The organism is Pedobacter sp. KBW01 (assembly GCF_003852395.1).
Classification (GTDB): domain Bacteria; phylum Bacteroidota; class Bacteroidia; order Sphingobacteriales; family Sphingobacteriaceae; genus Pedobacter.
Map to the genome: position 1 here is coordinate 46,910 of NZ_QAJQ01000014.1, position 12,801 is coordinate 59,710.

Annotated in this window: 12 protein-coding genes; 7 read left to right on the plus strand and 5 right to left on the minus strand. The window is 39.4% G+C overall.

Features of this window, described 5'->3' with window-relative positions; translation table 11 throughout:
* Window positions 1-27: 27 nt before the first annotated feature.
* Window positions 28-1,986, minus strand: coding sequence for a DNA topoisomerase (ATP-hydrolyzing) subunit B (gene gyrB / locus DBR40_RS15720; protein WP_124560712.1), 1,959 nt, complete (start codon window positions 1,984-1,986; stop codon window positions 28-30).
* A 527-nt stretch (window positions 1,987-2,513) separates the two neighbouring features.
* Here gyrB and DBR40_RS15725 point away from each other — a divergent pair.
* Window positions 2,514-3,113 carry an OmpH family outer membrane protein gene (locus tag DBR40_RS15725; protein WP_124560713.1) on the plus strand — a complete coding sequence of 200 codons (600 nt, stop codon included), beginning with the start codon at window positions 2,514-2,516 and terminating at the stop codon, window positions 3,111-3,113.
* 69 nt (window positions 3,114-3,182) lie between these two features.
* On the plus strand, window positions 3,183-3,665 hold the full coding sequence (locus tag DBR40_RS15730) for a nucleoside deaminase (protein ID WP_124560714.1): 483 nt from the start codon (window positions 3,183-3,185) through the stop codon (window positions 3,663-3,665).
* A 54-nt stretch (window positions 3,666-3,719) separates the two neighbouring features.
* On the opposite strand, the gene DBR40_RS15735 is transcribed toward DBR40_RS15730, so the two are convergent.
* The gene (locus DBR40_RS15735) at window positions 3,720-5,633 is read right to left on the minus strand and encodes a redoxin domain-containing protein (protein ID WP_124560715.1); all 1,914 of its coding nucleotides are present in this window, start codon (window positions 5,631-5,633) and stop codon (window positions 3,720-3,722) included.
* A 110-nt stretch (window positions 5,634-5,743) separates the two neighbouring features.
* Here DBR40_RS15735 and DBR40_RS15740 point away from each other — a divergent pair, with 110 nt between their 5' ends.
* Window positions 5,744-6,514 (plus strand): EcsC family protein, encoded by a 771-nt coding sequence (locus DBR40_RS15740; RefSeq protein ID WP_124560716.1) that lies wholly within the window; start codon window positions 5,744-5,746, stop codon window positions 6,512-6,514.
* Here the strand turns inward: DBR40_RS15740 and DBR40_RS15745 are convergent, their stop codons facing one another.
* Window positions 6,515-6,913 carry an RNA-binding S4 domain-containing protein gene (locus tag DBR40_RS15745; RefSeq protein ID WP_124560717.1) on the minus strand — a complete coding sequence of 133 codons (399 nt, stop codon included), beginning with the start codon at window positions 6,911-6,913 and terminating at the stop codon, window positions 6,515-6,517.
* Between the two features lie 193 nt (window positions 6,914-7,106).
* On the opposite strand from DBR40_RS15745, the gene DBR40_RS15750 reads away from it, so the two are divergent.
* Both DBR40_RS15750 and DBR40_RS15755 read left to right on the plus strand, forming a co-directional pair.
* On the plus strand, window positions 7,107-7,925 hold the full coding sequence (locus DBR40_RS15750) for a 2,3,4,5-tetrahydropyridine-2,6-dicarboxylate N-succinyltransferase (RefSeq protein ID WP_175635629.1): 819 nt from the start codon (window positions 7,107-7,109) through the stop codon (window positions 7,923-7,925).
* A gap of 64 nt (window positions 7,926-7,989) precedes the next feature.
* Window positions 7,990-9,108 (plus strand): glycosyltransferase family 4 protein, encoded by a 1,119-nt coding sequence (locus tag DBR40_RS15755; protein WP_124560719.1) that lies wholly within the window; start codon window positions 7,990-7,992, stop codon window positions 9,106-9,108.
* Window positions 9,109-9,115: 7 nt separating this feature from the next.
* Here DBR40_RS15755 and DBR40_RS15760 read toward each other — a convergent pair whose 3' ends face one another.
* Window positions 9,116-9,676, minus strand: coding sequence for a DUF4136 domain-containing protein (locus tag DBR40_RS15760; protein ID WP_124560720.1), 561 nt, complete (start codon window positions 9,674-9,676; stop codon window positions 9,116-9,118).
* A 136-nt stretch (window positions 9,677-9,812) separates the two neighbouring features.
* Window positions 9,813-10,574, minus strand: a complete 762-nt coding sequence (locus tag DBR40_RS15765) for a GLPGLI family protein (RefSeq protein ID WP_158674060.1) — start codon at window positions 10,572-10,574, stop codon at window positions 9,813-9,815.
* A gap of 95 nt (window positions 10,575-10,669) precedes the next feature.
* Between DBR40_RS15765 and DBR40_RS15770 the strand changes: the two genes are divergently transcribed.
* Together DBR40_RS15770 and DBR40_RS15775 are read left to right on the plus strand one after the other, a co-directional pair.
* On the plus strand, window positions 10,670-11,236 hold the full coding sequence (locus DBR40_RS15770; protein WP_124560722.1) for an L-threonylcarbamoyladenylate synthase: 567 nt from the start codon (window positions 10,670-10,672) through the stop codon (window positions 11,234-11,236).
* Window positions 11,237-11,341: 105 nt separating this feature from the next.
* Window positions 11,342-12,745 (plus strand): CCA tRNA nucleotidyltransferase, encoded by a 1,404-nt coding sequence (locus tag DBR40_RS15775; protein ID WP_124560723.1) that lies wholly within the window; start codon window positions 11,342-11,344, stop codon window positions 12,743-12,745.
* Window positions 12,746-12,801 lie beyond the last annotated feature (56 nt).

The following is a 12,801-nucleotide window of genomic DNA, read 5'->3' on the forward strand; positions in this document are numbered from 1 at the left end:
GCTTTAGTCTTTGAGCTTTAAGCTCAATTAAGCATCAATCTTCGCATATTTCGCGTTACGCTCAATAAACTCTCTACGTGGTGCAACTTCATCGCCCATTAACATAGAGAAAGTGTGATCGCATTCTGCAGCACTTTCAATGGTAGCCTGCAATAAAGTACGCGTTGCCGGATTTAAAGTAGTATCCCACAACTGCTCGGCGTTCATCTCACCCAAACCTTTGTAACGTTGAATGTGTACGCTTTCTTCCTTACCTGCACCTTTTAAACGTTGTACAGCCGCATCGCGTTGTACGTCATTCCAGCAATATTCGAAATCTTTACCTTTTTTAACCTGATAAAGTGGTGGCGATGCAATGTAAACATAACCAGCTTCAATTAATGCGCGCATGTAACGGTAGAAGAATGTTAAAATCAGGGTCGTAATGTGCGAACCGTCAATATCAGCATCCGTCATGATTACGATTTTGTGGTAACGCAGTTTAGTTAAGTTCAAGGCCTTATCATCTTCAGGTGTACCAATGCTCACCCCAATTGCGGTAAACATATTTTTAATCTCGTCGTTCTCGTAAATTTTGTGCTCCATCGCTTTCTCTACGTTCAGAATCTTACCCTTTAAAGGTAAAATAGCCTGAATGTTTCTATCGCGACCTTGCTTAGCGGTACCACCCGCCGAGTCACCCTCTACCAAGTAGATTTCGCATCTTTCCGGATCACTGTCAGAGCAATCGGCCAGTTTACCAGGTAAACCCGAACCGCCCATTACGCTCTTCCGTTGAACCATTTCGCGGGCTTTACGTGCCGCTGCACGCGCAGTAGCAGCTAAGATTACCTTATTGATAATCATTTTGGCTTCTTTCGGATTTTCTTCCAGGTAATTACCCAGTGCCTCACCTACAGCCACATCTACCGATCCCATTACCTCACTGTTACCCAGTTTGGTTTTAGTTTGTCCTTCAAACTGAGGCTCTTGTACTTTTACAGAAACTACCGCAGTTAAACCTTCTCTAAAGTCATCGCCGGTAATTTCCATTTTTACGTTCTTTAACAAACCTTCCTTATCGGCATAGTTTTTTAAAGTACGGGTTAAACCCCTGCGGAAACCCGCAATATGGGTACCACCTTCGTGGGTATTAATGTTGTTTACGTAAGAGTGTACATTTTCAGAATAACTGTCGTTATACTGGAAAGCCAGCTCAACCGGAATACCATTTTTAATACCTTCAATATAAATTGGTTCAGCCAAGATCGAAGTACGTGTACCATCTAAAAAGGCAACAAACTCTTTCAAACCACCTTCCGAGTGGAAAGTTTCGGCGAAGAAACTGCCATCGGCTAAAGTTTCACGCTCATCTGTTAAAGTAAGCTTAATGCCTTTATTTAAGAAAGCCAGCTCGCGCAAACGACCAGCTAAAGTATCGTATTTGTATTCGGTAGTTTGGGTAAAGATAGTTGCATCCGGAGTAAAAGTTACAATCGTACCACGCTTATCCGTAGTTCCAACTTCTTTCACATCATATTGCGGAACCCCAATTTTATACTCCTGCATCCAGATTTTACCTTCACGGTGCACCTCTGCTTTTAAATCGGTAGATAAGGCGTTAACGCAACTTACCCCCACACCGTGTAAACCACCAGAAACTTTGTAAGTATCTTTATCAAATTTACCACCGGCGTGTAAAACCGTCATTACGATCTCAAGCGCCGATTTATTTTCTTTAGTATTAATTCCGGTCGGGATACCACGGCCGTTATCTTCAACCCTGATCGAGTTTCCTTGTAAAATCCTAACGTCGATTGTATCTGCATGACCAGCCAAAGCCTCATCAATAGAGTTATCTACAACCTCGTAAACCAAATGGTGTAATCCTTTAACACCCGTATCACCTATATACATCGAAGGGCGCTTACGCACCGCTTCTAAACCTTCTAAAACCTGTATATTATCTGCCGAATAATTTGACTTTAAATCCTGTTCTTCGCTCATATATTAATTAAAAACTATAAGTATCAAAAATACGGAAATTTTGGCAATTAAGCTAATATGTGGATAAGTTTTGAGGAGAGATGTGACCGCTTAAAGACCAAAGCAAAAAGCTGTTAGGCATAGTTTAAATATGCTATTGAAAAGCCAAACCTGCATTCCATTTCAGCGTTAGTCCCGCGCTACATTACAAGTCCCGATGAAGAATCGGGTGCTTTCCATTTTATCCGATAGCTATCGGATCGGGTTTAATATTCACATTGTGGTTCTTTTGTTAGTTATGCACACGCTACCGCTAATTTTAAAGCTGCCTTAGCTACCTAAACCCGATATAAGCGAACACGAAGCAAACAGCTTTTTTCCAGCTGTTTGTACAGTAAAGCGATAGCAGGAAGAAGCTTTAAAATGAAAAACTGTTATTGCTTTTCAAATAATTTGTAAAGCCTGGCGTTTTAAGTCAGTACAGTGTAATTCTTAAATTGCATATCAAAACTAATTTATATAAGTTTGCTAAAATTTATTAAACAATAATGGAAAGAAGAACCTTCAAAACCTTTGGTTTATTTGCGACAGCTGCTTTGATTACAACTTTCACAGCCTGCCAGAACAAAGAAGCTAAAACTACTGAAACAAAAAAAACAGATAGCCCTACTGCAGCAGTTTCTGCAAGTGAGAAAATTGTATATGTTAACTCTGATTCTTTGTTAACAAAATACGAATATTTCAAAGATCTTAAGGTGAAATTTGAGGGTAAAACCAAAAATGCACAGTCTGATATGCAGGCTAAAGGACAGGCTTTTCAACGTGAAGTGGCCCAGTATCAGCAATCAGCACAAACTCTATCAGCCGATCAACGTAAATCGACTGAAGAACGTTTGGCTCGTAAACAACAGGAGCTTCAAACCTACCAGCAAAATGCAGGTGGCGCTTTACAAAACGAGCAAGCTGTTGAAAACGAGAAGCTTTATGATAAAGTTGCAGCTTATCTAAAAGTTTATGCCAAAGAAAAAGGCTTTAAAATGGTTTTAACTTACTCAAAAGGTAACAGCGCTATTTTATTTGCAGACGAAAGCTTAGATGTAACATCGGAAGTAATTAAAGGCTTAAATGCTGAATACAGCAAAAAATAAGTTGTAAAAATATTTAATTAGAATGCCCTGGATAAAATCGGGGCATTTTTTTTGTGCAATAATTTAACGATGGAAAACAACAAACAACACGAAGAATTTATGCAGATGGCCATAGCGCTATCGGTAAAAAATGTAAGCCAGCATATAGGTGGCCCTTTCGGTGCGGTGATTGTAAAGGATGGCAAATTTATTGCCGGATCGGCCAATAAAGTAACCTCAACTAACGATCCTACTGCCCACGCTGAAGTATCGGCCATTCGACTAGCTTGCGAAGTACTGGGCACTTTTGATTTGAGTGGTTGTGTGGTATATACCAGCTGCGAGCCCTGCCCCATGTGTTTAGGCGCCATTTACTGGGCTCGAATCGAAACCATTTATTACGCCAATACCAAAACCGATGCAGAAAACATTGGTTTCAGTGATAAGTTTATTTACGATGAACTGGAAAAACCCATGGATAAAAGAACTTTACCCGTGGTACAACTGATGCGCGATGAGGCCCTGGAAGCTTTTAAGCTTTGGGAAACCTCGCCTTTGCGGATAACTTATTAAAAAACGGGGCTGTATTGCAAGAATAACCAGCCCCGTTTAATTTTTAATTCCTTATTATTTGCTCGATTCTTTCGAAGCCAATAATCCAACCATCGCATCTATTTCTTTAACTACACCATCATCCGAACCAGAAAAGCCTACCGCTTTAAACCTGATATTTCCATCTGCATCTATTATAAATTTTGTCGGAATTCCATCCACTTTATAAGCACTTACTACATCAAATTTCGAAGGATCTTTCGCATTCTTGGTATCGTAAAGCACATTAAAATTGTATTTCTTTTCAGCAATGAAATCTGTCACTAGTTTTTCGCGATTATCTTCTGTTTGCCAGGTATTTACGAACAAGAAAACCACATTAGGGTTGGCCGAATATTTAGCCATTGCTTTTTGCATCCCCGGAAAAGAGGCTACACACGGACCACACCAGGTAGCCCAATAATCTAATATTACAATTTTGCCTTTTAAATTGGCTAAACTAACCGTTTCGCCTTTTAAATTGGTTAATGAAAAAGCCGGGGCAGGGATATTGATCATTTTCTTCGTCCATTCTGCCCTTTCTTTCTCAATAGCTGCTTTTTCCAAGTTGGCAATATAGGTTTCATAAGAACCTTCCTTTTTTAAAGTGGTGTAAAGTGTTTTGAAGGTTGCTTTCAAAGAGTCGGTAGCTTTCCCTTCTTTTATGATCTTTTCGGCTTCAGTATAGGCTTTATCTTTATTACCTGTTAAATTTAAATACATGATGTACCGTTCGTTTCCACTGGCATCATTAAAGGCTTTGGCTTTTTCCTGATAAGCCAAAGCTTCTTTATTATTACCCTGATGATGCAGCAATAGCGCATAGGTATCGGCATACATGGCATAAGCCCGATCCAGCGATTTTATATATTCATCTTTTGAAGAGAAATAAGCCGGAACTTCATCTTTTTTGGCCGCTTCTATCAAATCGAGCGATTGCTTAGAAAGTTTTGTCGCCAGTTCCAAGTTCTCTTTTTTCTCGGCCGACGGCCAGGCAAAATTATTGTACAAACCAGCTTTGCTCTGCTTATTGGTTACCTTGCTACTGTACAACTCAAACTTATCTAAAGCTTTAGCTCTGATACTCGAACCAGCCAAAATATTGTAAACAGAGTTTAATTTCGATTCATCAGCTTTTTTAGCTGGATCGTATTGATATTTCGCAATCATATCCAAAGCCTTTTTCTCTTGCTCAGCAAAATCTTTGGTTCCATAAATTGCATTCATATCTTGCCCGTAAGCATAATTACCTTTCGGATATTTTTTAAGCAAAATGGCTTTAACCGAATCAACCTGCGGCTTTTGCTTTAACAAATTATACAGGTTTAAGGTGGTTGTCAGGTCTTCCTCCTGGGGGTCTTTTATTTTAGCCAGCTGCTGAATGTTTTCGTTAATCATTTTGCCGCCTTTTTCTTTATCAGCTTTATATGCGAGAGACAGATAAGCATATAAATTTTTCTTTTTAAGTTCAGGCTTTAATGTAAAAGCTTGTTTATAAAGTCCCTCAGCTTTTTCAGGATCGAGCGTAAGCCCCAGGTAATAATTACCGGCTAAACCATAGAGAAAAGCTTCGTTAAGGTAGGCCTCAGGCGCTACTTTTCCTCCTTTTGTGAGTTCCAAAACATAACCAGCAGGCGCTTCATCTTTTTGATCGCCAACTGAAAAGGCAAGTCCTACAACGGTTGCACTATCAGGTGTAGAAATTTCTCCTTTATAAATTTCGCCATCTTTTACCAGCTCAACTTTGGCATTCTTTGGGTTTGTACCCGAGAAGAAAGTATAGCTGGTACATTTTACATCGGCCAGGTTTTCGAGATTGGTTCCTTTTGGCGTATAGGTAAACTTAACTTTGCTACCTGCAGCGGGTTGATTAACCGCAAATTTTACACCTTGTGCCTGCGCTGCCCCTGCTGCAAGCACGAGCAAAGACAAGATTTTCAATGTTTTCATAATGAAAGGTTTAGATATTGTTTCAGATAACTAAATATATCGTTTTCTATTGTTTTATTATCATTAAATTTTGTTAAATTTTAAGGAATAATTATTGCAGTATATTTTACATGACCTACGAGCAAAAAATAACGAGCGAACTGGAGTTCTGGAAGTTTAAAATCTTGCAGAAGCCATCACTTTTGAGTAAGGTAACCGATAAGGTTCAAAAGAAAATTAACAGCGTTATTCCGGATAAAGTGCATCAGGCCATTACTGCAGCCATTAAACAAATGGTTAAAACGGTTCTTTTTGGTTCTACTTTTACAACTTCGAAGCCTGTTACCGATTTAACACTGATGCACCGCGAGGCCCTGATTAAACAAAAGATCGAAAATTACAAAAATACAGGGGCAGCAGAAGGCGGCATTACCGGCGCAGGTGGTTTTTTAATGAGTTTAGCCGATTTCCCCTTGTTACTCGGAATCAAAATGAAAATGCTTTTCGATATCGCCGCAATTTATGGCTACGACGTAAAAGATTATCGCGAGCGCTTGTACATCTTGCACATTTTTCAACTTGCTTTTTCGAGTAAAGGAGAAAGTCAGCAGGTTTTTATTAAAATGCAGGATTGGGATAATAAGGCGCACAAACTGCCTACTAATATTGATGAATTTGACTGGCTAACCTTTCAACAACAATACCGTGATTATATTGATCTGGCTAAACTGGCCCAAATGCTTCCCTTTGTAGGTGCTGCAGTTGGCGCTGTAGCCAATTATAAACTGATTGAAAAACTGGGCAAAACGGCTATGATGAGTTACCGGATGAGGCATTTCAGTTTTCAGTATGCAGTTACCAGTACGCAAGAAGAAAACCCGAAACTTAAAACCGGAAACTAACTACTCTTCTTCAAATATCCCACCTAATAAATCGTCGGTTTCCCGTCTGTCTTTTTTGGTTGGGCGGCCGGTTCCCCTGTCGCGTTTTAGCGTTGGCGCATGGAAAGCTGATTTAAAAGCATGGGTTTCTTCAACGGGCGTTAAATCTTTATACTTGGTTAATGCCGTTGGCGAATCTGTTCTGTTGTAAGAAAATTCTACTACTTCGATAACTTTCTTTTCAATTCCCTTCGATACCTGATAAACATCGCCGATTTTTACAATGGCCGATGCTTTAATATTCTGGCCGTTAAGCTTTACCCTGCCCGCCTTACAGGCATCAGTAGCCAAACTCCGGGTTTTAAACAACCTGATGGCCCACAAATATTTATCGATTCTTAGTTTTTCTGTTTCTGACATAAAGGTACAAAAGTACGTAATTAGGTTAATTGCTATGTTGGTTAATTGTAGAAACTGGTTAATCGGTTAATTGTATCGAGCGTCACTCAACAGTAACCACCTGCACCCAATTAACCCAAGAACAAAACAATTTAAACAATTAGCCCTTTAATAAGTAAAAATTGATTTATTTTGCGTAAAATTTAAAAACATCATGTATTCAGATTTAAAGAAATTAATTGAAGCCGCTTGGGAGGACAGAACCCTTTTAAAATACAGCAACTATTGCGAAGCCATCGAAGCCGTAATTATGGGCTTAGATAAGGGCGAAATCCGCGTTGCTGAACCGGTTTTAAACTCCTGGGGCATTAATGAGTGGGTAAAGAAAGCGGTAATTTTATATTTCCCGATTCGCGAGATGAAAGAAATTAAAAACGGCCCATTTGTTTACCACGATAAAATGGATTTAAAAACCGATTATAAAACAACTGGTGTACGTGTTGTACCTATGGCCAGCGCACGTTACGGTTCGTTTTTAGCAAAAGGTGTAATCATGATGCCATCTTACGTTAACATTGGCGCTTATGTAGATGAAGGTACTATGGTTGATACCTGGGCTACTGTAGGTTCATGTGCACAAATTGGTAAACGCGTTCACTTAAGTGGTGGTGTGGGCATTGGTGGTGTATTAGAGCCAGTTCAGGCTGCTCCGGTAATTATCGAAGATGATGCTTTCTTAGGTTCAAGAGCAATTGTTGTAGAAGGTGTTAAAGTAGAAAGAGAAGCTGTATTAGGTGCTAATGTGGTTTTAACTGCATCGACTAAAATTATTGATGTTACTGGCCCAACTCCTGTTGAATACAAAGGTATTGTACCAGCCCGTTCGGTAGTAATTCCAGGTAGCTATACCAAAAAATTCCCTGCTGGCGAATTCCAGGTGCCTTGTGCTTTAATTATCGGTAAACGTAAAGAAAGTACAGATAAGAAAACTTCGCTTAACGATGCGTTGAGAGAAAATAATGTAGCCGTATAAAAAAATTGTTGAAAAGTTGGAATGTTCAAAACGTTGCAACATTCCAACTTACAACTTTACAATAATGAAAATCGGATTTGACGGTAAACGCGCGGCCAATAATTTAACCGGACTTGGCAATTATAGCCGTTCGCTAATCGAGCAGCTGGCACATCAGTTTCCGGCAAACCAGTATTTGGTTTATACACCTAAAGTTAAAGCTGCTAAACAGGTTGATGCTTTTTTTGAGCAACCTAACATCGAATTAAAACTCCCTAAAACAGGGCCGTTTTTATGGCGGAGCTTAAATATTCTTAAAGACCTTAACCAGGATGGCATTCAGATTTTTCATGGTTTAAGCCACGAAATTCCTTTAGCCATACAGCATACCCACATTAAATCGGTTGTTACCATACACGATTTAATATTTTTGCGCTTTCCGCAGTATTATAAATTTATAGACCGGAAGCTTTACGAATGGAAAAGCAGATCGGCCTGCGAACGTACCGACCGGATTATCGCCATCAGCGAAAAAACAAAAGCAGATATTGTTGATTTGTACGGTATTGATCCCGCTAAAATTTCAGTGATTTATCAAAGCTGTGATGAAAGTTTCAAAAACCCTTTTGCAAAAGAAAACCTAAGCCGCATTAGAGCCACGTACAAACTACCTGAAAAGTTTATCCTCAGTGTAGGCACCATCGAAGCACGCAAAAACCTAAAGCTAATGGTACAGGCTTTAAAAGAGGTAGACGAAGCTTATAAACTGGTCGTAATTGGCAAGCGCACCCCCTATTTCAAAACGGTTGAGCAAGAGATTGAGCAGCTTGGTTTAAAAAACAGGATTGTATTTTTACAAAACATTCCCTTTGCCGATTTACCTGGCATATACCAAATGGCTGACGTTTTTGCTTACCCCTCGTTTTACGAAGGTTTTGGTATCCCCATTATTGAAGCTTTGTATTCGGCAGTACCCGTTGTAGCAGCAACAGGTTCATGTTTAGAGGAAGCTGGCGGTCCTAACAGCCTGTATGTTTCGCCTAACGATGCAGGTGCTTTGGCAAAAGCCATCAACAGCATCATCGAATCGCCGAAGCTGCAAAAAGAAATGAAAGAAAAAGGGCTGGAATTTGTTCAAAAATTCAACAGCCCTGTAGTTACTCAGCAATTAATGGATTGCTATCTAAATATGCTTAGCCAATAATTAAAGCTTATCTTGAAGCTACCACATTTGGTGGATATTGTGCCAATATTTCTTTAACACCAGTATAAAGGCGTTGTTCGCGTTTGCTAAAGTTATCTAAGTTAAAACCGCTACCCTGTCCGTGCCAGAATAAAATCTTTTTAGAAGGATCCAAGAAATCGATAATAATGGTTCCTTCAATGTATTGGTTTACGTAGCTTGGGCCGCCCCAGCCACCCCAACCTCCGCGCCAGCCCCAGCCGCCGCCCCAACCCCATCCACCATAGTAGGCAGGACCGTAAACATCAGTTTTTTCTCTGGCAACCACTACCAGGTTTACCAACAAATCGGGTTTATCCGCTTTAGTAAATCCTTTGGTATTCATTTCAGCTTCAACAGCAGCCATTAAACGGCGTTTGTCTAGGTTATTCAATTTAACCCTTGCAATACCTTTATCGTAAAAGTTATAAGTTTTGTAACTGTTTAAATCTACGTTTTTATCGTAATCGGATGCGGTGCGGAGTGTGCTACATCCGGCTAATGCCAATACAACTGTAAGTAGCATTAATAATTTGTGAATTGTTTTCATCGTGCGTTTTTTATGTAAATAACCTGTAATAAATATAACAATTTTAAAATGAAAAGGTTACGGTTGATATAAATTTTACAAATCCATTTGATTTCTATAGGATATCGCGAAAATACGTAGGAGAATATCTACAAAATCAATATAACTCTTGCAATGGAGCAACAAAGTTAATTTGCCTTGTCGAGCCTGTAAAGGTATGCTCTACTTTATCGTTGTCCTTTTCTGCTTCCTGCTTTATGGTTTTCCATTTATTAATAAAATCACTATGCGTAATCATGATATCATCTTTATAAGCTTCGGGCAACTTCAATTCTACCGGAAATTGATCCACGAGCTCAAAACTTTCTAAAACATAATTAAATATTCCTTCAGCATCGCTTACCTCATATATAATGCCCGGCAAACCACCAAATTTCCACGGACCTGTACGAAAATCATCGTCTTTTTTAAACCAGGCCACATAATTACGCCCTCTAAAATAAGTCTCAGCCTTTGTGCAAGTTACATCGCCTATATTTTTAGTCTCCTTAGCAATTCTCCATTTGAAATTATTCAAGGTGTCAACAACCAGTACAGTAGGGTTTATCCAAATTCCCTCGGCGTAAACAAGGCTTTTACTTGCTGGTGTTTTTAAAATAAATGGCGGGCGTTTGTTATCTCCCTTTAAATATACTTTTATAGTCTTATTTGGTCCTTCGTTAATCGTATCACCTTTAAAAACCTGGTCGGCTTTCGGGAGTTCTAAAGATTGGCCGTTCTGATAAAACTGATCCAGTAAACCTCCCCCGGCTCTGCCTTTAACATTATGGATAAATTTGTAGTGAAAAATAACTTTCTGTTGTGCAAAGAGCAGGTTAGCACATGCACAAAAAAGAATTAACGCGTATAACTTTTTCATCTTATTCTGCATTTTTTGTAAAACTAAATATTACGGAATTAAAAAAAATAAACATTAACATAATTTAACTTCCTATTTATAAATACCTTTGCGGCATGCTTAGAGACGAAATTAATAAGGCTTTAGAAGTTTTGAAATCAGGCGGGGTTATCCTGTATCCAACCGATACCATTTGGGGATTAGGCTGCGATGCCAGCAACCCTGAAGCGGTTGATAAAATATTGAAAATCAAAAACCGACCGGCCGAAAAAAGCTTGATTGTATTATTGGATGTGGATAGCAAACTGCAAAGCTATGTTACCGAAATACCCGATGTGGCTTACGATCTGATCGAATATGCAGAAAACCCTTTGACCGTGATTTTTTCGGGAGCTAAAAACCTGGCTCCAAACGTAATCAATGCAGATGGAAGTGTAGGCATCAGGATTGTAAAACACGATTTCTGCACCCCACTGATCCAGCGTTTCAGAAAGCCTATTGTTTCTACTTCAGCCAATTTAAGTGGTCAGCCCTCACCCAAATTCTTTGATGACATGGCACCCGAGATACTGGAGGCAGTTGATTATGTGGTAGATTTTGAACAGGAAAACCGGAACAATAAAAAACCATCAACCATTATTAAACTTGGTCCATCCGGACAGTTTGAATTTATTAGAAAGTAATTTTACTACTTTTGTAATTCATTACCATCATACTCATGTCCGAAAGTACCGGCTATATGCCTTTTTAATTTTTCGGGTCTTGGGTTGATAACTATTATCAACTGCATGCAGCAACACCTACAAAACCCGATTTTTAAAACCTTATCATCAATAGCCGATAAGCACAATACCGAAGCTTATGTTATCGGCGGTTTTGTTCGTGATATATTTTTAAACCGTCCATCGAAAGACATTGATGTGGTGGTAGTAGGCAGTGGTATTGAATATGCCGAGGCTGTTGGCAGAAAATTAAATACAAAAGTTGCCGTCTTTAAAAACTTTGGTACAGCCAATATTAAATATCAGGATCTAGAAGTAGAATTTGTGGGTGCCAGAAAGGAATCATACCGGTCTGATTCTCGCAAGCCCATTGTTGAAGATGGTACTTTATCTGATGATCAGTTACGCCGCGATTTTACCATCAATGCCCTGGCCATTAACCTGAATGCCGGTAATTTTGGCGAATTGCTCGATCCATTTAACGGCATGGAAGATCTGGAAAATAAACTGATCCGTACTCCACTCGATCCGGAAATTACTTTTTCAGATGATCCCCTGCGCATGATGCGGGCCATCCGTTTTGCTACACAACTCAATTTTAGTATAGACGAGGCGGCCTTAAATGCGATTAAAACCCAGAAACAACGCATTGGTATTGTATCTAAAGAAAGGATAACCGACGAAATGAATAAAATCATTTTGTCGCCCAAACCTTCTATTGGTTTTAAGCACCTTTTTGATACCGGTCTACTCCACATCATTTTCCCTCAAATGGCACAGCTTTATGGGGTAGAAATTATAAAGGGCAAAGGACATAAAGATAATTTTTACCATACTTTAGAGGTATTGGATAACATTTGTGCCGATACCGACGACCTGTGGCTACGCTGGGCGGCTATTTTACACGATATTGCCAAACCAGCCACCAAACGTTTTGAAGAAGGCCATGGCTGGACATTCCATGGCCACGAAGACAGAGGGGCACGCATGGTCCCTAAAATTTTTGCACAGTTAAAACTGCCTTTAAACGAGAAGATGAAGTATGTGCAGAAACTCGTTCAGCTGCATTTACGGCCCATTGTACTGGCTCAGGAAACCGTTACCGATTCGGCGGTGAGAAGACTGCTTTTTGATGCCGGAGAAGAAATAGAAAGCCTGATGCTCTTGTGCAATGCCGATGTCACCACCAAAAACGAGTACAAAAAAACCAAATACCGAAACAACTTTGAACTGGTTAAACAGAAACTCAAAGATGTAGAAGAACGCGATAAAATCAGAAACTGGCAGCCTCCCATTTCGGGCAACGATATTATGGAGACTTTTGGGTTAAGTGCCGGAAAAGAAGTGGGATTAATCAAAAATGCGATCCGCGAAGCCATATTAGAAGGCGATATCACAAATGATTACAACGAAGCGTTTAATTTTATGCTCGATCAGGCAAAACAAATGGGATTAAATCCTGTTAAATAATCATTTAATTGCTTAATACGTCTCTTTCTTCTTTGTTTTGTGACGTCTGATGTTTT